This window comes from Salinispora pacifica DSM 45544 (assembly GCF_000378845.1).
Classification (GTDB): domain Bacteria; phylum Actinomycetota; class Actinomycetes; order Mycobacteriales; family Micromonosporaceae; genus Micromonospora; species Micromonospora pacifica.
Genome location: NZ_KB905359.1, coordinates 3,651,640 through 3,672,038, shown reverse-complemented (window position 1 = coordinate 3,672,038; position 20,399 = coordinate 3,651,640). Strand labels below are relative to the sequence as shown.

Here is a 20,399-nt window from a genome sequence, read left to right as displayed (position 1 = left end):
CATCCCGACTGGTCTGGGAGTGGGACTACCCGTGGGAGTGGGCGACAGCCAAGGCTGTCTCATCGCGGCTGGAGATGGAGATACATCCGCCCCGGCCGAGGTCGATCAACAAGGTGGCTCCTATCCGTTGGCTGGTCCACGTCAATAGCAACCCCGCAAGGGGGCTGTTAATGAATGGGGGCGGCTCCGTACGGAACCGCCCCCATCGAGCCAACCTCTCGATCCGGACCTAGAAGATCAGGCTCCAGGAACGGAGGGTGCCAGTGCCGCCATTGTGCAGGTCGCGTACCCGCAGCCTCCAGGTTCCATCGGTCATCTCCGCCGACGAGTCGATCGACTTTGTCAGCTTGACATCATCCGCCCTGTCGAGACGACTCGGACGCTTGATGAGGTATTCGGTGCCGTCAGGTGCCAGCAGATGGATCTCCAGGTTCCCGCGGTAGGAGTGCTCGATATCGATTTTCACCTCACGAACGGCCCGCGCAGGTCCGTCGCTCTGCACCGTAATTGGGGACTCGATAACCGACCGGTCACGGATGGGGAAGTGGGTATCGTTGGCGGCCTCCGTAGAGCCCCCTGATCCGCCAGCCGCCTTTACGCCGGTCAACTTCCACGCGGCGTACGCGGCCACATCTGTGTGCCTGTCCAGGGCAACGGTGCTGATGTTCTCCACCGTGTCACAGTTTTTGTGGTAGCAGGGGTCGAACGGCTGCCCGGCCTTGCCGTTCCACTTCGCGGCCTGGGCTTGGCTCATCACCGGCGCGAGGCTCAGCGTGGCGGTGCCGCCGCTGGGGATGTCCGCCGCCATGAAGGGGGCATGATCCGAGCGGCCGCGAAGGCTGACGCCCTCGGACGGAACATCCTCGGCAGCGAAGCCCTCCTCGAGTACCTCGGTGATGAAATCACCCTTGGCGTCGTCGTTGTAGACAAAGTACCCCGGATTCGGTGAACCAATCATGTCGAAGTTCAAATATGCTGTAATCGACTCTCTTTCGGCGACCGACAACGACCGCACGTACTCTATGGACCCGACCAGTCCGTCCTCCTCTGCCCCCCACCAGCCGAAGCGAATCGCCTTGTCACCCTTCGCACCGCTGGCGGCATAGGTGAGCGCGACCTCGAGGATGCCGGCAGAGCCACTGCCGTTATCGTTAATGCCCGGCCCATTGTCGACGCTGTCCAGGTGCGCGCCGAGCATGACCACCTTGTCCTGGTCTCCTTGGTCGGGTAGGTCGGCGATCAGGTTGAACCCGGTCTTGCCGTTGATCAGGAACTGCTGGATCCGGGTTTCGTAGCCCGCGGCGTCCAGTTCGCCCTTCACATAGTCGAGCGAAGCCCGGTACCCCGCGGTGCCGTGTGCCCGACTACCGCCATTCGCCGCGGCGATCCGGCTGAACTCTTCGAGGTGCGCCTCGACCTTAGCGCCATCAATGTCCGGCGCTTCCGCCGGTTCTCCGGTAGGCGGCGATGTCGGCGAAGATGAGGGGCCGGGCGTAGACGGCGAGGCCGTCGGCGTTGGCGTGCCGATGGTGCAGGTGGGGTCACCCTGCGCCGGGACGCTCACCGCGTTCCAGGCTGCCTTGATCGCGTCGAACTCGGTGCAGCTGTTCGGGTACAGCTCCCGAGTGGCGTCCAGGGTCGCCTTCCGTGCCTGCGTGTACGTCCAGCCCGAGGTCTTGCGCAGCAGCGCGTGGTAGTAGATCTCACCGGCCTGCCACAGCCCGATGCCAGTAACGTCAGTGCCGTTGCAGGTGGGGCTGGCCGGCTTGCCCGAGGGCTTGGAGCCTTCTGCCGCAAGGTAGAACCAGTGGTTGAGCGGTCCAGCTGCCGCGTGCACCGGAGTTCGTGGAATGGCGGTCGACCAACAGTTCGGGTGACCGTTCTTGGATGGATCGTACATTGTACGAATTGGGCCACGCCCGTTGAGCTTGACTTCCTCACCGACCAGGTAGTCGGGTGGGTCGTTCGGGTTGGCAACGAAGTGTTCGGCGAGCGCGCCGAAGATGTCGCCCGTACCCTCGTTGAGCCCGCCGGTCTCGTTCGTGATGCCACGGCTACCGCCGGGAGTATGGCAGAAGATACCGTGGCCCAGCTCGTGCGCGACCACGTCTACTGAGTTGACCTGGCGGGCCCCGTCGCTGGTGCGGCCGTACTTGGTCTGGTCACGGCTCGCATCGCCGGTGCCGCGGCAGGCGTAGTAGGCGTTGGCAGCAGGAAGGCCGACGAACATGGTCGCGGTCCTTCCCGCGTCATCGATGCCATTGCGCGAGAACTTCTCCTCGAGCATGTCCCACACCGCCGCGCCCGCATACTGGGTGTCGACTGCTCCGGTGACCAGGTCAGAGCCGGCACCGTTGCCCCACACGTCGTCGGCGTCAGTGAATGGACTGCCGGACGCGGTATCGTTCAGCGTTTGCATATTGCCACGGGTCGGATCACGCAGTTCGAACCGACCGGCGCTGCCGGTGGTGTCGAGGTGAACCTCCCCGTTGTAGTGTCCGTTGCCCGTTCCTTGTGCGACCTCGTCCCAGGAGCCAACGTAGGCGCCGGTCTGCCCATCCACGAATGCGTGGGCCACACTCGGCCCGTGCTCGCCGTCGCCGCTCACGACGACCTCCCAGACGAGCCGGCCATCACCTTCGGCGATCACTCCCAGCTTCGGCTCGCCCTGTACGGTGCCCGGGTGCTTGTCCAACGCCACCGCCTTGGCCTTCTTGGCGCTCACCTTCGCCGACGTGGAGACCTGCAGCGGTCCGGAGCCTGCGGTGCTGCTCCGGACGGTGCTTTTGCTGTCGGTCACCACCACGGCCTCGCCCCCGACGAATACCGGCAGGCCCTTGTAGGTCCGGGAATAGGTGACGTACGTCAGGCCGCGAGAGGCTGGGGTCGCCTGCTGACGGCTGTACTCCTCGTCCTCACCTTTCACAAACCCGGTGGAGGTACCGGAGACATACTGATCGGCGGCGGCAGTGCTGACCGCCAGGCGTTCGATCGCGTCCAGCTCCGGCAGCTCGCTGACAGACGTGTACCCGAGGGCCGTGATCGCCGCAGCAGCCTGCACCGTCACGATAGCGCCAGCGATCAGCGCTTTTTTCCGCGTGTTTTTGCGTTTCTTCGCATGCTTCACGAGTGTTTTCGCCCTCCAAGATTCCGTTCTATTGTTGGACCGAGCAGAGTCTGGTCCGGAGGAGCTTAAGGGCACCGGAAGCTCCGATAACGAATCGGTAACGACCACATCCATGGGTAACGGATCCGGATGGTAGGATTCCTAACTGTTTACTGGATCTATTCCTGTGTAGCCCCCGAAATAATCCCGGCCCTGGTATTTCCGGGTGGACTGACGGGCGGCCTCGCGGTCACGATCGATTCACCACCCAGGAGGACGACACCAGACGACACCACCGGTCACGAGGGTCGCTGCCCTCCGCCAACTGACCTGCACCACCAGCCACATCCATCGGAGAACAGTTGGTTGGCCAGCAGTCCCGAAACAGAGCGCGCCCGCCGCCGCAGTGCGGCCGCCGAGATGAGTGGGTCGTCCCGGCGTTCCAGCGCCCCTCCCCTAGGCGCCACCGGGCACGGCCCCGACCAGTAGCCACTGACGTGGTTACGTAATTGCAAACCCGCGCCGGCCGTCGAGTTCGTCCGGCTGCCCTTCTACGGCCTCGGGCGGCTCAGCCCTTGCTGAACGCCTTCGGACTCACGCCGAGGATCCGCTTGAAGTGGCGGCTCAGGTGCGGCTGGTCGTAGAAGCCGCTCGCCTCGGCGACCGACCCCGGCGGCTCCCCGGCCAGAATCAGCCGGCGGGCCAGGTCGACCCGGCGGGAGATCAGGTACCGGTGCGGCGACATGCCGAACTCGCGGGTGAACGACCGCACCAGATAGGCGGGGTGGAAGTGCAGCACGCGGGACGCTTCGTCGAGCGAGATGCCCGACACGACGTGCGCCTCCAACAGGTCCCGCAGCCGGTACGCCGGGGTCCGGTCGAGTCGCTCGGGCAGGCCCGCGTTGCCGAGCTGGGCGCGCAGCCGCTCGGTGATCTCAGCGAGATGGGTCTCGGCCTCGAATTCTTCGCCGGCCTGCCCGATCACCGCGTGCAGGGCTGAGATCCGGCAACGCAGCACGCGATCGATAAACGCCGAATTGTCCACAGCAGCCCCGATCAGGCTGGTGGGCAGCCGATCCGGCTCCAGGTAGAACACACGCTTGCGCAAGCCGTGCGGGTGGGCGGCGGCACCGTTGTGCGGTACGTACGGCGGGAGCAGTGTGACCAGGTCGCCGAACGCGCCGCGCTCGTGCTTGTCGAGGTCGTACCGCACGGCGCCGTCGTCGACGATCAGCACGGTCCAGGTGTCGTGCGCGTGCATCGGATAGGCGTGACCGGTGAGATGGGCATGCAGCACCTCCACCACACCGCCCAGTCGCGGACGCCACGCAGAGATCGCCATGCCCGCCGCGCCAGCGCTGGTCACCGACACGTCAAAATCGTACAAGACCGCAGGCCCGGCACGACCGATCATCGGATCATGCGATCTGACACCACACCCGTACGCTTCGACACCAAGATCGCCGTTCTCCTGCGCGACGACCTGCTCACGTGGCAGCGCCTGAACATCACGGCGTTCCTGGTCAGTGGCATCGCCACGGCGGCGCCCGAGGTGATCGGCCAGCCGTACGAGGACGCCGGCGACGTGCAGTACCTGTCGATGTTCCGGCAGCCCGTACTGGTGTTCATGGGTGGCAGGGAACTGCTCCAGGCGGCACGTTCCCGGGCGATCGGCCGTAACCTGCCGGTGTCGATCTTCACCTCCGACCTGATCGCCACGAACAACGACCGGGACAACCGGGCCGCTGTCCGCGCTGTCAGGACCGAGCAACTGGACCTGGTCGGGATGGCCACCTACGGCCCTCGCAAGGCGGTGGACAAGGTAGTCAAGGGGGCAAGCATGCATCACTGAGCGGCCGGCCGAACCTCGACGAACTCGCATGCGGAACGACCCCCGCCGGTCCCTGTCCCGGAACCTTCCCAGAAATGGCCGAGGGTGCTTCCTCCCACGCGTTCAACCTGCTGGTGATGGCGGACCCGGCTGGTCCTTGTCGCGGAGTCCGACGGCAGCCGCGATTGCTGGGCGAGGGTGGCGCCTCCGAGTGGGCGAGGGCGACCAGGCCGTGGTAGCAGCCGTCCGTGTCCACCAGCGACACACTCGATTTGATCACACCCCGCCTACCCTCCACATCACATCGACGACTCTCCGCGCGAGCCGGCTCGAACCCTATTGGGAAGTCCTCCGGGTACGCGCGGCCATCAGCGTGACGGCCAAGACCGTCAGCGAGATGACCCCGATGGCTCGACCAATCCGGTCAATGCGTGTCGAGTTGCAGGCCCGAAACGCTCGTTCCCCTAGTCACCGTCCAGGGTGGGCGACACCCAGGGGTAAAGGTTGGTTTCAACACGTTCCCGCAACTCACCTTTTCATGGTCAACCTGGCGCGATAATGTGGATTGGTAAAACCATCCCGTCACGAACATAACTGCGATGATCCAGGCTCGCGTGGTCTTCCGGGCGGGAAAGCGCGTACGCTGAATGTCTGTTCAACGAGCCAGATCTTCTTACCTCTTCCGGTGATGTCGGACTGGCTGGCCGGCAGGGTCGTACCGGATGCAGCGTTTGTTGCCGCCGCTGGCGGCCTTACTGGTCGAAGAAATCCGCCACGCGAGCGAGTAACTCGCGCAGGTTCGGCTCGGTGGTCTTGGCATGTGCCTCGGGCAGGCTCAGCCAACGCAGCGTGGCGGTCGGCCTCTCCGGTCGGGCTTGCTCAGGTGTCTCGGTAGCCAGCACGAAACGCAGGTCGGCGTGCTCGTGAGCGGGCTCGTTCAGGCTGGCTGGCACCGGCAGGACCGCGACCTGGCGTACCGCGGCATCCGGCCAGCACACCAGGTCGTCGAGGTGGGTCTCCTCCCGTCCCTCGCGCAGCACGACGTCGATCGGGTCGTACTCACCGGGATCGCCGTGCCCGCCGATCTGCAGCCAGGACTGCATCCGGGCGTGCCAGCGCAGCAGGACCCGCCGCGTCGGCGGGTGGACCACCAACGCCGAGGCGGTGACATGCAGCGGCAGGTCGCGCGACCACGGGTCACCAGAGGTCAGGAGATCCAGAAGCCGCACCACGTCGGAGGCCTCCGTGGCGTTCCGGGGCCGATACCCGGCGAGGAGCGCCGCGATCGGCGCGGTTGTGGAGTGGCGCATGTATTACCCCCGCAAAAAAACCAGTGTGTCAGAGAGCCCTGACTGGGCCCGGGAAGTGGTCCACCTGTTGTGCAGCCCTCAGCACCCGGCGAGGCTGGTTCTGTTCAACAAGTAGGTCGTCGAGGGTGTCGCCGATCGTGGCGAGGGCTTGTCGGTAATTGACGATCGCAGATTCGTTCGGTCTGGGGGTGACGGTGGCGAGCTTGTCCCTGGCGTCGGCGACCATGGCCGCCCAGGCGGCGTTGTCGAGCGCGCCGGTGGTGTCGAGGAAGGCCAGGATCCGGGCGCCGTCGGCGAAGCGTGCCACTGCCGGCATCATCGTGACGAAGCCGACCAGGACAGCGCAGGAGGCGTGCATGTTGTCCGCGTCGAGCAGTTCTTGGACGTGGGCACGGAGTAGCTGGTAGGCGGCTCTGCGGTCGCCGCGCCGGAACAGCGCCTGGGCACGCACGGACTGGTTCGGTGAGTGGGTGCGTGCCGGCAGCGGCACATCGATCGCCTGGTCGAACAACGTGTCCGCGGCGGCCCGTCGACCTTGGAAGGCGGCGGAGAAGCCGAGTAGCGTCAGCGTCCAGTGCAGCAGGGTGGGTGGGCCGTGGCTGCGGAACCGGTCGACGAGCGGGGTGAGCTGGGCCTCTCCGCGTGCGTACTGTCCCTGAAAGACCAACGCTACGCCGAGGTCGACCTCGACCTGCGCGGCGAGATCATCGGCGCCGAGCCGGCGCAGCTCGGCCAGCGCTGGCGGCGCCGTGTGTATCTGCGCGGCGTAGTCGTCGTGGACGTTGGCCCGCAGGTGCCGGGCTACCGGGTCGGCCGGTTCGCAGTGCTGCCGGACCAGGGCGTCGAACCCGGCTGGATCCTGACGGACGTGATAGCGGGACGCGGCAGCGATCAGGCTGGCCACGTCCCGCGGCCGGTCCTCGGGCGGTGCCTGTTCGAGGAGGCGTTGCGCCCACTGCCCGATTTCGTGCCGGTGCCGTCGGGCGGCCTCGGTGCAGATCGGCCGGAACAGGTCATGGGCGAGGCGGTAGTCGCCGCGGGCAAAGGCCCGGTCCACCGCTACGCGAAGGTTGGGCCACAGCTCGTCCAGCCGGGCGACCCCCTGGACTTCCGCCGGTCCGGTGAGCTGGTCGTGCAGCGAGGTCACCCGTTCCCGCACGTACCGGATGTGCGCGGCCTGGGCGGGTGCCTCCGCCGGTCCCGCGGCGAGGTGTTCGGCGGCGAACTGGCGGATTGGTTCCAGCAACCTGAACTGCTGGCCGAACGGGCCGGGTTCGGCGGAGACCATCGAGCGCTGCACGAGGCGGTGCAGCACATCGTTGACGTCCAAGCCGCTGCCGGCGGCAACGGCCGCAGCTCCGGCCCGGTCGACGGGGCCGGAGCACACCGACAGCCGTTGCAGCAGGTCCTGTTCGGCCACGGTGAGCAGCCGGTAAGACCACTGGATCGTGGCGCGCATGGTGCGGTGCCGGTCTGCCCCGGTCCGCCGCCTGCCGACCAGTAAACCGAGCTGATCGTCGAGACGCTCGCGGATCTCCTGCGGGGTGTGACTGACGGTGTGGGCGGCGGCCAGCTCGATGGCGAGGGGAAGCCCGTCGAGGCAGCGGCAGATCTCCTCGATCACCTCCCGTACGGCATCGGTCGTGACCGCGGCGGTCAACGCGTGCGCACGTTCGGCGAACAGGTCGGCGCCGGCCCCCGCCGCAGGCAAGGGTGGCACGGCGAACAGCCGTTCGAGTCCGTGGCTGAGACCGAGCGGTTCCCGTGCGGTGGCCAGCACCCGCACCTGCGGGCAGCCGTCGGCGACGGCCTGGGCCAGGCGGGCCGCGCCGTCCACGACGTGTTCGCAGTTGTCGAGCACGAGCAGCGCCCGGAGTGAGCCCAGAGCCAGCACAATGGACTCACTCAGCGATCGGCCTGGGCCCTCCTCGACGCGCACCGCCGCGGCGACGGCTTGGGGAACGTCCTGATCGGTCGTGATCTCGGTCAGGTCGACCAGCCAGGCACCGTGCTCGAACCGGGCCCGTTGGGCGGCCGCAACAGCGAGCGCGGTCTTGCCGATGCCACCCGGCCCGACCAGGGTGACCACCGGGCTCTCGGCTAACGCCTGGCCGATTCGGTCAAGGTCATCGTCGCGGCCGAGCAGTCGCACGGCGCGCCGGGGCAGCCGGTCGACCGGCTCGGACCGCTGCTCGCCGCCGATGCGGTGGTCCTGGCCGAGAATCGCCACCTCCAGGCGGCGCAGTCGCGGCCCGGGCTCCACACCCAGATGCTCGATCAGCCGTTGCCGGGCAGTGCGGTACGCGGCCAGCGCGTCGGCCTGCCGGCCCACCCGGTACAGCGCCGTCATCAGCAGCGCCCAGATGCCCTCCCGGAACGGATACCGCGCGCTCAGCTCAGTCAACGGCCCCACGGTCGCTGCGGCGTCCGCGTCCACCCGGGCGGCGAGATCGGCCTCGACGGCGCCGAGCCACCGCTCGACCAGGCCGTCCACGGCCGCAGCCAGGCCGGGCACCGGCACCCCGGCCAGCGGATCGCCGGTCCACTCGGCGAGCGCACCGGCGAGGTCGCCGGCCTCGACCCGCCGGCCGAACCGGATCACATCGACCGCATCGGCGGGCACATCGAGACGGTACGCGGCACCCGAGCGCACAATCCTCGTGGCGCCCAGACCGCCCCGTAGCCGAGCGATGTACGACTGCAGGGTTCGGACGGCTGTCCGGGGTGGTTGCTCGCCCCACAGCAGATCGATCAGCCGCCAGTCCGGAACCGCCACGCCGGGCTGCAACGCCAGGGCCGCCAGCAGCGCACGGCACTTACCCGCCCCGATGTCGACGGCGACGCCGTTCCCGTCCACCACCTCGACCCCACCGAGCAACCGTATGCGTACCGCCGGCCCTGCCATAGCCACTCCCGCGTCCGATACCCCGCCCCGACCCGCAGCTCAACATTTGCGCAACGCCTGCACAACGCCGGCCCAACGTCTACCCGGCACGATCGGTCCACCTCGATCGCGGGACGCAGGTCGCCGCCCGCCGCTCGAACCCGCCGCAGCCCGACCCGGGGTTGCCACGATACTGCTGGAGGAACGATGTCCGAACGGTCCGCTGCCCGCCTCGCCGGTGCCCTTTTCCTACTGGTCATCGCGGTCGTCCTGGCAAGTTCGGCTGCTGCCGGCAGCGGCGCCGGCATCGCGGAGCGGCTCGACGACATTGCCACAGACCCGTCCGGGCTACGGCTGAGCATCGTGCTGCTGGCCGTCGCCGGCACCGCCACGCTGGGCCTGGCCGCCATGCTGCACGCCATCACCCGGCGACAGGACCCGTCTCTGGCCGCCTTCGCCCTGGCCTGCCGGGCGGTGGAGTCGGGACTCTACGCGGTACAGATCCTCGGTGCCATGCTGCTCCTGTCGCTCAGCCGGCAACGTACGGACAGCGCCCGGGACCTGGGCGCGGCGACGGTCGACATCGCTGCGTGGAGCACGAACGTCGGCGCCTGCTTCTTCGCCGTCGGCAGTGCCGTGTTCGCCTACCTGCTGCTGCGGTCCCGCGCGATCCCCCGACCGCTGGCCAGCCTCGGCCTGCTCGCATCGCTGCTGCTCGCCGTCAGCGTCCCCGTGCAAAGTGCCGCCGGCGCCGTCACCGCCGAAGGCGCCGGGATACTGCTGTGGCTGCCGATGCTCGCCTTCGAAGTCATTGCCGGTGGCTGGCTCCTCATCAAGGGCCTACGGTCCACGAACCCCGTCCGCTCGCCTTTCGTTGGCGCGCAGGAGAGCGACGAAGTGAGAACAGCATGACCATGCAGCTCAACTCAATCATGATCGCAGGGGTTGGCCGAATTTGATTCGGTCCAGCCAGCGCCCCCCGGGAGGGGTGACTGGTGGATACTCCAGCGCGGGATCCACCCCAGTAACACTGGATTCAGTCTGCGCTTTAGCTTCACCACCGGCTCTCTGCAGATAGGCTGAGCAGGCCAGCCTCGCCAGATCTTGGAGGATGCAGCTATGCCCGTTCTGGTCGCGTTCTCGGTCACTCCACTCGGCGTCGGCGAAGACATCGGTGAACTTGTGGCTGAAGCCGTACGCGTGGTCCGCGAGTCGGGTCTACCGAACCACACCGATGCGATGTTCACCCTGATCGAGGGCGAAACCTGGGATCAGGTGTTCGAGGTGATCAAAAACGCGGTCGATGCGGTAGCAGTGCGATCGCCGAGGGTCAGCACAGTAATCAAGATGGACTATCACCAATATAAATCAAGCGCCATAACGGCCAGGATGGAAGCCGTCGAACGGTATCTTGCATCTGGTCACGAAGAAAAGTCCTCAGCTTGATGTAGAGCTTCCGACTCGACGCCGCACCCGTACCTTCTCGCAGCCGACGCAACACCGGCGGACTATTTCGTCGTGACCCGCCCGGTGCGGAATCCGCGCCGGGCAGGTCACGGGCGATCAGTACTGTGGAACGAAGTGGATACGGTAGCGGCCACGACCGGGCCGGCGCCGGGGACCGGAGCTGACCGGGGCCGGAGGCGATGGCGCCCGAGCACAGCCGCGAGCGCCCCGATGAAGCCACCAACCACCGCGAGCAGGAACGCGGTGGTGCTGTCGGTCGCGTCCACCGCCTGGCCGCCGACGGCAGCTCCGGCGGCCAGGCCGACCGCCACCGCGCTGGACAGCCAGGCGAACCCCTCAGTCAGCGCGGCGCGGGGCACCAGTGATGCGGCCAGCGAACTTCCGGAGATCAGGATCGGCGACACGGCGACACCCGCGAGCACGACGCCGACGGCCAACACCGGCACGGTGTCCGCGAACACCATCGGCACGGCGACGACGCACAGCGCGGCGGCCGACCCCACGAGGCGTTGCAGGGACGTGATCCGGCCGATCGGCACCGACCCGTACACCAGCCCGGCGACGAGGCTGCCGACCGCAAACAGCGCGAGCAGCACGCCCGCGGCACCGGTGGCGCCGCGCTCGGAACTGAACGACACCACAGCGACGTCGACCGCACCGAGAAACACCCCGAGGCCGGCGTAGATGGTGAGCAGGACCCCCATGCCCCGGGCCCGGACCGCACTCGCCCGCCGTTGCTGAGGCGCCCGCGGTGGTTCGGTACGCCGCTGGACGGCGAGCGCAAGCGAGCCGAGCACGGTGAGCGCCAGGGAGCACAGCAGCCCGGCCGCCGGGAACCAGCCCACCGCCAAGGCGGTGACCAGCATCGGACCGGCCACGTAGACGACCTCGTCGAGGATGGATTCGAAAGCATACGCCGTCGGCAGCCGGGCCGAATCGACGAGTACCGTCCACCGGGCCCGGACCAACGGGCCGAGCGGCAGGGCCGACGCCCCCACGAGCACGGCGGAGCCGATCAACGTCCACGCCGGGGCCAATCGGCTGGCCAGGAGGACGAGCGCCACCATCCCGAAGGCGTGTACGAACACCGAGACGGCGATGACGATCCGCTGCCCGACCTGGTCGGCGGCCCGCCCCAACGCCGGGGCGGCAACCGCCTGCGCCAACGTGAGCGCCGCGGTGACCACGCCGGCGAGGCCGTACGAGTCGGTTTGAATGGAGATCATGAGCAGGCAGCCGAGGCTGCGCATCGACATGGGCAGCCGACCGACGAAGCCGGCGGACACGAAGCGGACAGCACCCGGCGTGCCGAGCAGCTCGCGGTACGCGCGCAAAGCCACCTACCCTTTCCCCGGTATCGCCGGTAGCCCCATCAGGTAGTCTTCACTCACTCGACTCAGGCACCGACCACATCGGCGTCTACGCCCACCACCGCAGGCTTCGAGGCAACGACCAATACCTCCCCCGAGGCGAGCGCACAGACGCGCGAGTTTAGACGCGATGGGTTGATACGCGCCATCATGTTTCGCGCCCCAAGGTTTGTCGTGCCGTGAACGGCCCGGAGCAAGACCGCGGCATCCGGTTTGCACGACCGGTGCAACCCTTACCTCGACCGGTCGCCGCGACCGGCGAGGAGCACGAATGTCACCACCCCAACCACCGAGTTGACCCCCCCCGGGGTGGGATCATGACGGCCGGTGCGCCGCTGGTCAAAGCAGCCAGTCCGGTAGACCGACGCGGCGCAGTGCGGCTGGGACGAGCGCCGCTCCCGCCAGGAGCACGACGGCCGCGCCGACGCAGGCCCCGCGCCAGCCGCCGCTCTGGTAGAGCGCGCCGGCACTCAGCGGGCCGAGGACCGCGCCGAACAGGGCCGCGCTCTGGTAGCTGCCCATTTCGCACCCGAGGCTGCCGTCGGAGGCCTCCGCGGCGACGACCTGCTCCACCGGGATCGCTGCCGCCAGGCAGGCAGCGGAGATTGCCCACAGTGCTCCGATGACGACCGAGTTGGCCACGAGGGCCAACCCGACGGCGACGACGGCGCTGGCAACCAGCGAGGAGGTCAGGGTTGCCGCGCGTCCGATCCGCCGTACGACTGCGTACAGGCGCAGCGGCAGCGCGGTGAGGATGACGAAACCGGGCAGAAATACCAGTGCCAACTGACCGACGGTGAGACCAAAGCCCCGCTGTAGGTGCAGCAAGAGCAGCAAGGACACTCCGAACTCGACGGTGGCGGTGACCGCCACCACCACGAGCAGTGGGCGCAGCCGGCGGGTGACCTGTCGCAGGTCGGCCTGGGTGCGCGACCGCCCGCCGGTCTGCGTCGGGCTGGACAGGAGCAGCACCGCGGCCAGTAGGCAGGCGGCCCCGGCGGTGGCAAAGACCAGCTGGCACCGGTCGTTGTCGAGGAGTGTCAGCGCGATGAGGAAGCCGGTCCCGATGCCGGTCCCCTCGGCCGCCAACAGCCGACTGAAGACCGCCGCATCGTCGCGCAAGTGCTCACCGACGCGCGCCCGCAGCGCCACCCAGAACAGCCCGCCACCGATTCCGTTGCAGACAGCAGCGCCGAACGCCACGCCAGGGTTGTTTGCAAGCGCGTACCCGAAGAGTGAAAGCCCGAAGAGGATCGCACCGACCGCGGCCACCCGCGCCCGGTCGAAGCGATCGGCCAGGACCCCGGCGGCCGGCCGGCACAACAGGGACAGCAGCGCCTCGGTCGCGGCCAGGACACTCACCCACGCCGAATTCGATTCGTGAAGTCGAACGACTCAACCCGCCTCCCGCCGACCGGCGTTAGACAGGTAGCGGATGCGGGTCAGGGGGCGGAGATGTCGGGTCAGGAGCAGTACGCGGGATTTCGGGAGTTTGTTCTGTCGCGGGGACAGGCTCTCTCCCGGGCCGCCTACCTACTGACCGGTGACCACCAGGCAGCCGAGGACCTCCTGCAGGAGGCCCTGGCCAGGACTGCGCGGCACTGGCGCCGAATCGAGCGGGACGGCCACCCCGAGGCCTACGTCCGGACGGCGATGGTGAACCAGCTCCGTTCGTGGTATCGACGGCGACGCCCGATCGAGCTACCAAGCGCCAGCGTGCCGGACCGGTCGGGCGGGGCCGATGTCGCCGACCACGTGACCCAACAGGCCGCGCTCGCTCGCCTCCTGGCCTGGCTCCCGCCCCGTCAACGGGCAGTGCTGTACCTGCGGTACTACGAAGATCTGTCGGAGGTCGAAACCGCTCGACTACTGCGGTGTTCGGTGGGCACGGTCAAACGACACGCGCACGACGCACTCGTACGCCTCCGGAAACAGCCTGCGCACCTGTTGGATTCGCACCCCTCATCGGAGGCGAGGAAATGACCGAGGACTTCCGTAGCGCCTACCGTACGCTCGCCGAAGAGGCCGGTAGCTACGCCGACCCGGAACGGGCGATCGCTGTCGCGCGTCGCCGCCGGCGAAACAGCGCCCTGGTGCTGCCGGCGGTGCTGACGGTCGCGATCACCATCGGCACCGTCCTCGCGGTACGCCCAGATTCGGGCCCAGCACCCACGCAGCCCCTCGGACCCGGTGTCACCGCGTCAGCCCAAGCACCGGCGGCCGCAACGCCCCTACCCGCGACCGCAGTCGGTGCCGCCACATTGGTGTACGCGCCGTGTCGGGACTGCTCGACCCAGATCGTGCTGGCCACCGGCGCCCACCACCTCGTGCCCTCAGACGATGTCGGCATGACCGCGATCGGCGCATCGCTCTCCCCGGACGGCCGGTGGCTCAGCTACCCGGCGGGCCGAGACATGAAGATCCGCGACCTGACCGGCGACCACGTCTGGACGGTCGCTTCGTCCGGACCGCAGCGCCGGGTTGGCGTCTGGGCCTGGTCGGTGGACTCGTCCCGGATACTGCTCGGCGACTACCACGATGGGCAGGACAACACGTACACGGTGCTGCAACTCGGCACCGGCACCCGCACAGCGGTGGACGTCGCCGAGGAGGACCTCATCGTCGGGCTACTGCCGACCGGTGAGGTGCTCACGACTCCGGACCTACTCGGCCCGAGCCGGCAACGTAGCACTCGAATCACCCTCACTGCCGGCACCGGGACGGCAGCACGCACGATTGACGTCGACGCGACCCGATGGCTCGACACCGCCGAGACGTTGGGGTGGCACGATGCCGTGCACCCCGCCGTTGACGGCGGATACTCGCTGGTCGTCGCCACCTATCCCGGCGAGGGGCCCGACCCCACGGCAGTGCTGCGGGTCAACGCCGCCGGAGAGATTACCGACCGCCAGGACATCCCGTCCCGGGACAACCGGTTCCAATACTGGTACGTGGTCGGATCGGATGGATCCGATGTCCTATTCGGCAAGGTGGAGACCCTGACAGGTCAGCAGGCAACCACGCTCATAGCCGTCCAGCCGGACGGACAGTTGCGGGAGGTCACCACGCTGCCCCAAGAGGCGGTCATCAGGGCACCCAGCACTCAAAAATGAATCCGTTCCCACACCTGACCGACGGCAATACGGGATGCACTTCTACTGGTGATTACCCACTGCCAATCTTGGGGGTATTATTGCTGGGTGACTGCACTTTCGCTAACTGAGGAACTGGCATTACTTGCCTTGTGCGAAGACGGCACATTTCGTGGTCCACCAGAGTATCTTGATCTTGGCTTGGCAGCCGGGCTGCTGGCAGACCTGTCCGTCGCCGAAAAACTCGACCACGTCCAGGGCAACGTCGTGGTCAGGAGCGCGGAGCCAACCAGTAACCCTCTGAACGATGCGGCACTTCGCGAGGTCGAGCAAGACCGGAAACCTCACGCCCCGCGGCATTGGGTTGTTCGCTTGACCAAGGATATCCAAACCCGCGTGATTGCTAAGCTGACACGAGATGAACAACTGATTCAAGCGAGCCGAAAGAGGTTTTCCCTACTTCCTGGTGGCCGATATCGAGTGACCTCCCTGGGTGAATCCTCCTTGACCGAGGCTCGGCAAAGCCTCAGACTCGCAGCACTTGACACCGGAAATGTCGATCAAAGAACTGGGAGCCTCTGTGCACTGGTCGGCGCGCTGGGCTGGGGCGCGGGCCTGGTTCCTGACTTACCCGCTCAAGACGTGGACCGCCAGTTCACCACTATGCGTCGTTCATTCTGGTCAGCCAGCGCACTGTCGGAACTGATCAGCGAGAAGCGTGCCGGGCCTTGGGGCCCGACGGTTGCCAAGATCGCCACGAACCTAAATGATTAGCCAACCCAAAGCAGCTCACTTCCCGCCGGAAGGCCGCACGGCTGTCGCCGTGGAAAAACGACCAGGCGATCATCAGGTCGCACGCCGGGTCCCCGACTCCACAGACGCCGAAGTCGATCACCGCATTCAACCAGCCGCCCTGCACCAGCAGGTTGGCGGCATTCATGTCGCCGTGATACCAGACCGGTGAACCGGTCCAACTGCTCTCCTGAGCGGTCTTCCACACCTCCGTCGCGCCGGGCGCATCGATGACGTCAACGAGCGTCGATCGCTGTCCGCGCCGACTCGTCCCAAGTCCTGTTTGGAGTTACGTCGTCGGAAGTTTGGTTGCCGACTCTGACGTGCGGCTTTGTCCGCTACTGAATCGTTGGTTGGCCTCCTGCTTCCGGTCACCGTCTCGATGTTCCCGGCGCAGCAGGATGCCGACGGCGACCGCCAGGGAGATCAGCACCACGCTACTGATCACCGATGTCACCGCCATCCCGGTGGTGAACGCCTCCCGAGCAGCGGCGAGCAGGGCATCGCCAAGCCCGCCGGGAAGCTCGGCCGCCACACTGACCGCCCCACCCAGCGTCTCCGTCGCGACCTCCATCGACTCGGGCGGGGTCGTTACGGGCGCGGACCCGGTCAGGTCCTGGCGGTAGATGACACCGCCGACGCTCCCCAGCACCGCGATGCCCAGGGCGAGACCGAGTTCGCTTCCGGTCTCGGAAATGGCCGACGCCGAACCGGCGCGTTCCTCGGGAGCCGCCCCGACGACCAGGTCCGTGCTGAGGGTCATCGCACCGGAGATGCCGAGGGATGCGGTTACCATGCCGACCACCAGCAAGGTGAACCCTACGGTCGAGCCGATTCCGGCCAGAGCGCCGAACCCCACCGCACCGAGCGCCAGGCCAGCCGCCAGCACTGCCGCACGCGGCAGGCGGCGGACGGCGAGCGGCGCCAGCATCGCCCCGGTGACGCCCACCAGCGTCCACGGCAGGGACCAGAGTCCGGCTCGTAGCGGGGACATACCGAGGACGAGTTGGAGGTACTGGCCCGCGAAGAACTGCACGCCCGCCATCGCGAATACTGCCAGGGTCTGCACGGCGACGGCCACCCCGAACGTACGGCGGGTGAACAGAGCCAGGTCGAGCAAAGGATCCCGCAGAGTCCGCTGCCGGCGAACGAAGATCCAGCCGAGACCGGCCCCCAGGGCCATGCACGCCCACGGCAGTAGACCGCTCGACCCCTCGGCGAACTGCTTGAACCCGAACACCACCGCCAGCATGGTGACCAGCGAGACAAGGGCGCTGAGCAAATCCGGGCGGCCGGCTCCGGGATCCGCCACCTCCGGGAGCAGCACCGGACCGATGATCAGCAACAGCACCATCACCGGCACGCCGAGCAGGAACACCGAACCCCACCAGTAGGACTCAAGGAGAATCCCACCGACCAGCGGCCCGATCGCGGTCCCGGTGACAAAGCTGGTCATCCAGACACCGACCGCCACTCCGCGCTGCGCCGGGATCTGAAACATGCTGCGGATCAACGACAGGGTTGAGGGCATCAGCGTGGCCCCGGCGACACCGAGTAGCGCCCGGGTGAGGATCAGCATCTCCGGAGTGGTGGAGAACGACGCCAGCAACGACGCGATGCCGAACCCGAACGCGCCGATCAACAACAACCGTCGACGACCGATCCGATCGCCGAGCGACCCCATCGTGATCAGGAATCCGGCGATGAGGAAACCGTAGACGTCAGTGATCCAGAGCAACTCCGAACTGCTCGGCTTGAGCGCTTCACTGAGCGCCGGCACCGCCAGGTGCAGCACCGTGAGGTCCATCGCCACCAACAGCGTCGGCAGAGCCAGGGCAGCCAGACCCCACCACTCTCGCCGCCCCGCTCGCTGCGACTCCTGAGCCGTCATGACCCACCTTCCATTGAGGTAACGGGGATTTGTCATCGATGTACGACTCCGTCGATCACCACCACCGAACCTAGAAGTTAAAGAGGTCTTCAAGTCAAGGTGGCTGACCGGGCAAGGGCGGCCGCCGGTGCGCCGGTACGGCCGCGGGCATGCTCAGCACCGTGCGCGGTGCCGAGCGACAGCCGCGAACCGGCGCGCTGGTGGCCTTCGCGGGGTGGGGTCCTGGAGTAGGTTCGGTGCCTTGACGGTCGATGGCGGGGAGGGCCAGCGGGATGGACACCGGTACCGAGGAGCTACGGGACGCACATGACGTGTTGTCGGAGTGGTATGCGAAGAACCTGGTCGGGGTCCTGGAGAGCATGCCGGTCGAGCGGGCGATGCTCGACCTGTTCGCCGAGCTGACCTTGTCCCTGGGTACGGAGGTCGCGGACGTCGGTTGCGGTACCGGACGACTTCTTCCGTACCTCGCGGGTCGGGGCCTGTCGCCGTCTGGGGTGGACCTGTCGCCGGGAATGGTGGCGGTGGCGCGGCGGGAGCATCCGGGTTTCAGGTACGAGGTCGCCGATCTACGGGAACTACCGTTCGCCGACGCGTCGCTGGCCGGGGCGGTGTGCTGGTATTCGTTGATCTTCCTGGCACCGGACTCCCGGGCGAAGGCCTTCGCCGAGCTCGCCCGGGTCGTACGGTCGGGCGGCTACCTGGTGGCGGCGTTCAAGTGCGGCGACGGGACCGGGCATCGTAACGCTCCCGGTAGCCCCGTCGAGCGCCTCGGGGTCGACTTCGATCGGTACTGGCTCTCGGCCCGGGAGATGGAAGAGCGCTTCACCACCGCCGGATTCACCCTGGTGTTCCAGGGCATCGCCCCGCCCGAAGAGGCAGAGCCCGCATACGGGTACCTGCTGGTTCGCAGGAGCAGTTCCACGAACACGTAGGGCGCGGAGCCCAGGCCTCCGAACACCGCCTCCCCGCGAGGCCCCTTCCGGGTGGCGCGGAAGGTGCCTCGGCCTTGGGGTCGGGCTCAGAGGTTCAACGTCCAGGTGTTGATGTAGCCGATGTCGTTGATCCAGGCGTCACGTATCCGCAGTAGCCAGGTGCCGTCCGCGGCCTCGTCGGACAGGTCGACCGCGTAGGTCTCGTTGATGTGGTCGACCCGGTCGAAGAAGTTCCAGTTCTTCAGCCGGTAGGCGGAGCCGTCCGGAGCGACCAGGTCGATCTCCACGTCGCCGCGGAAGGTGTGCCGGATGTTCACCGCGACGGTCGAGGTGGCCGAGGCGGCCCGGCCACAGTCCGAGAGGGTGATCGAGCTGCTGACCATCCCCAGGTCTGGAATCGCGACGTCGGTGTCGTTGGTGCCGGTACAGCCCGACGGTGGAGGCGGGGACGGGGTACCGTCGTCGACAAAGAGCAGCCGGTTCGGCGATCCGCTGCCCGGGTTGCCGACGACGCCGCTGGTCGCGTTCGCCACCAGGGTGTCCCGGACCTGCTGCGGGGTGTACGCGGGATTCTCGGCGAGCAGCAGCGCGGCGGCGCCGGCCACGTGTGGCGCGGCCATCGACGTACCGCTGGTCGTGGCGGTCGAGGTGTCGCTGCTGGCCCAGGCCGAGGTGATCGACGAGCCCGGCGCGAAGATGTCCAGACAGCTGCCGTGGTTCGAAAGGATGTAACGGGTGTCGGTGCTGTTGGTCCAGCCGACGGTGATCGCTGCCGGGGTCCGGGCCGGGGAGACGAGGCAGGCGTCGATGCCGTAGTTGCCCGCCGACACCGTGTACGTCACGCCGGAGTCGATCGAGTTGGTGACGGCGCCCTCGATGGCGCTGCTCGACAGCGGGAAGGTGAGACTCATGTTCGCCACGGCCGGCTGGACCGCGTTCGCGGTGATCCAGTCGACGCCGGCGACCACGCTCGCGACCGTGCCATAGCCGGCACAGTCGAGCGCCTTGACCGCGACCAGTTTGGTCGCCTTTGCCACGCCGTGCACGGTGCCGCCGACCGTGCCGGCGACATGCGTGCCGTGACCGTTGCAGTCGGTGTCGTTGTCGTCCACCGTGTTGGTGCCCCAGGTTGCCCGCCCACCGAAGTCGGTGTGCGTCGTACGGACACCAGTGTCGAGGATGTACGCCGTCACATCACCAGCCGTGTTCGGGTACGTGTACGAGCCGTCCTGCGGCCGGTACCGCTGGTCGATGCGGTCCAGACCCCAGGACGGTGGGTCCGGTTGGATGCCCGCGATCGACACGGTGTGGTTCTGTTCGACGTACGCCACCGCCGGGTCGGCGGCGACCCGGGCCGCCGCCGCGGAGCTGAGCCGCAGCTCACCACCCCGCACGGCCGTGGTGTACGTACGCGCCACCGTGCCACCGTGCCGGCTGCGTAGTCGGGTCAGCGACGACCCGACGGCTGACCGGCTGACCTCGCTGTCCTTGAAGACCACGAGGTAGCTTCCCAATATGGCCGTGGCCCCACCGGCGTTGCGGACCGTACCGGCCGGCTCGGCGGCCTGAGCTTGGGCCTGGGCTTGGGCCGCGTTCGGGGTCGCGGTCGCGACCATGGCCAGGGCGACGACACCGACCAGGACGGATCTGCGGTGCTTACCCATCTCCTACCTCCCGGTGGACGGCCGGCGGCCGTCCACCCGTTCGTAGCGGTTAGCTCGTTC

Annotated in this window: 15 protein-coding genes and 1 pseudogene; 7 read left to right on the top strand and 9 right to left on the bottom strand. The window is 67.6% G+C overall.

The genetic code is table 11. The features are described from left to right. Positions 1-229: 229 nt before the first annotated feature. Positions 230-3,085: a M28 family peptidase gene (locus SALPAC3_RS0116725; protein ID WP_026185651.1), complete on the bottom strand. Its 2,856-nt coding sequence runs from the start codon at positions 3,083-3,085 to the stop codon at positions 230-232. Between the two features lie 589 nt (positions 3,086-3,674). After that, positions 3,675-4,520 carry a helix-turn-helix transcriptional regulator gene (locus SALPAC3_RS0116720; RefSeq protein ID WP_018222356.1) on the bottom strand — a complete coding sequence of 282 codons (846 nt, stop codon included), beginning with the start codon at positions 4,518-4,520 and terminating at the stop codon, positions 3,675-3,677. 6 nt (positions 4,521-4,526) lie between these two features. Here SALPAC3_RS0116720 and SALPAC3_RS0116715 point away from each other — a divergent pair, with 6 nt between their 5' ends. Then, positions 4,527-4,958, top strand: a complete 432-nt coding sequence (locus SALPAC3_RS0116715; protein WP_018222355.1) for a DUF2000 domain-containing protein — start codon at positions 4,527-4,529, stop codon at positions 4,956-4,958. 731 nt (positions 4,959-5,689) lie between these two features. On the opposite strand, the gene SALPAC3_RS0116710 is transcribed toward SALPAC3_RS0116715, so the two are convergent. Together SALPAC3_RS0116710 and SALPAC3_RS0116705 are read right to left on the bottom strand one after the other, a co-directional pair. Next, positions 5,690-6,247 (bottom strand): NUDIX hydrolase, encoded by a 558-nt coding sequence (locus SALPAC3_RS0116710; protein ID WP_018222354.1) that lies wholly within the window; start codon positions 6,245-6,247, stop codon positions 5,690-5,692. A gap of 28 nt (positions 6,248-6,275) precedes the next feature. Then, on the bottom strand, positions 6,276-9,152 hold the full coding sequence (locus tag SALPAC3_RS0116705; RefSeq protein WP_018222353.1) for an ATP-binding protein: 2,877 nt from the start codon (positions 9,150-9,152) through the stop codon (positions 6,276-6,278). 186 nt (positions 9,153-9,338) lie between these two features. On the opposite strand from SALPAC3_RS0116705, the gene SALPAC3_RS0116700 reads away from it, so the two are divergent. Then, positions 9,339-10,043, top strand: coding sequence for a DUF4386 domain-containing protein (locus SALPAC3_RS0116700; protein WP_018222352.1), 705 nt, complete (start codon positions 9,339-9,341; stop codon positions 10,041-10,043). A 207-nt stretch (positions 10,044-10,250) separates the two neighbouring features. Further along, positions 10,251-10,577, top strand: coding sequence for an MTH1187 family thiamine-binding protein (locus tag SALPAC3_RS27310; RefSeq protein WP_018222351.1), 327 nt, complete (start codon positions 10,251-10,253; stop codon positions 10,575-10,577). Positions 10,578-10,684: 107 nt separating this feature from the next. On the opposite strand, the gene SALPAC3_RS0116695 is transcribed toward SALPAC3_RS27310, so the two are convergent. Then, the gene (locus tag SALPAC3_RS0116695; protein WP_018222350.1) at positions 10,685-11,932 is read right to left on the bottom strand and encodes an MFS transporter; all 1,248 of its coding nucleotides are present in this window, start codon (positions 11,930-11,932) and stop codon (positions 10,685-10,687) included. 387 nt (positions 11,933-12,319) lie between these two features. Further along, positions 12,320-13,330: pseudogene (locus SALPAC3_RS25900) on the bottom strand (MFS transporter); the annotation flags it as partial. Between the two features lie 93 nt (positions 13,331-13,423). On the opposite strand from SALPAC3_RS25900, the gene SALPAC3_RS0116685 reads away from it, so the two are divergent. The 3 genes from SALPAC3_RS0116685 to SALPAC3_RS27305 all read left to right on the top strand — a co-directional run bounded on the left by SALPAC3_RS0116685 (position 13,424) and on the right by SALPAC3_RS27305 (position 15,834). Continuing rightward, the gene (locus SALPAC3_RS0116685; RefSeq protein WP_018222348.1) at positions 13,424-13,951 is read left to right on the top strand and encodes a SigE family RNA polymerase sigma factor; all 528 of its coding nucleotides are present in this window, start codon (positions 13,424-13,426) and stop codon (positions 13,949-13,951) included. After that, positions 13,948-15,081, top strand: coding sequence for a hypothetical protein (locus SALPAC3_RS0116680; protein WP_018222347.1), 1,134 nt, complete (start codon positions 13,948-13,950; stop codon positions 15,079-15,081). Before SALPAC3_RS0116685 ends, SALPAC3_RS0116680 begins: the two co-directional genes overlap by 4 nt. An 87-nt stretch (positions 15,082-15,168) precedes the next feature. Continuing rightward, positions 15,169-15,834, top strand: a complete 666-nt coding sequence (locus tag SALPAC3_RS27305) for a GOLPH3/VPS74 family protein (RefSeq protein ID WP_157632331.1) — start codon at positions 15,169-15,171, stop codon at positions 15,832-15,834. Here the strand turns inward: SALPAC3_RS27305 and SALPAC3_RS27300 are convergent. Both SALPAC3_RS27300 and SALPAC3_RS0116670 read right to left on the bottom strand, forming a co-directional pair. Further along, a complete protein-coding gene (locus tag SALPAC3_RS27300) occupies positions 15,767-16,060 on the bottom strand; it encodes a phosphotransferase (protein ID WP_232430518.1) in 294 nt (97 codons plus the stop codon). The genes SALPAC3_RS27305 and SALPAC3_RS27300 overlap by 68 nt on opposite strands. Positions 16,061-16,141: 81 nt before the next feature. Then, entirely contained in the window at positions 16,142-17,743 is a 1,602-nt protein-coding gene (locus SALPAC3_RS0116670; protein WP_018222345.1) for an MFS transporter, read from the bottom strand. 272 nt (positions 17,744-18,015) lie between these two features. On the opposite strand from SALPAC3_RS0116670, the gene SALPAC3_RS0116665 reads away from it, so the two are divergent. Next, positions 18,016-18,675, top strand: a complete 660-nt coding sequence (locus tag SALPAC3_RS0116665) for a class I SAM-dependent methyltransferase (RefSeq protein WP_018222344.1) — start codon at positions 18,016-18,018, stop codon at positions 18,673-18,675. 86 nt (positions 18,676-18,761) lie between these two features. Here SALPAC3_RS0116665 and SALPAC3_RS0116660 read toward each other — a convergent pair whose 3' ends face one another. Further along, positions 18,762-20,339: a S8 family serine peptidase gene (locus SALPAC3_RS0116660; RefSeq protein ID WP_018222343.1), complete on the bottom strand. Its 1,578-nt coding sequence runs from the start codon at positions 20,337-20,339 to the stop codon at positions 18,762-18,764. Positions 20,340-20,399 lie beyond the last annotated feature (60 nt).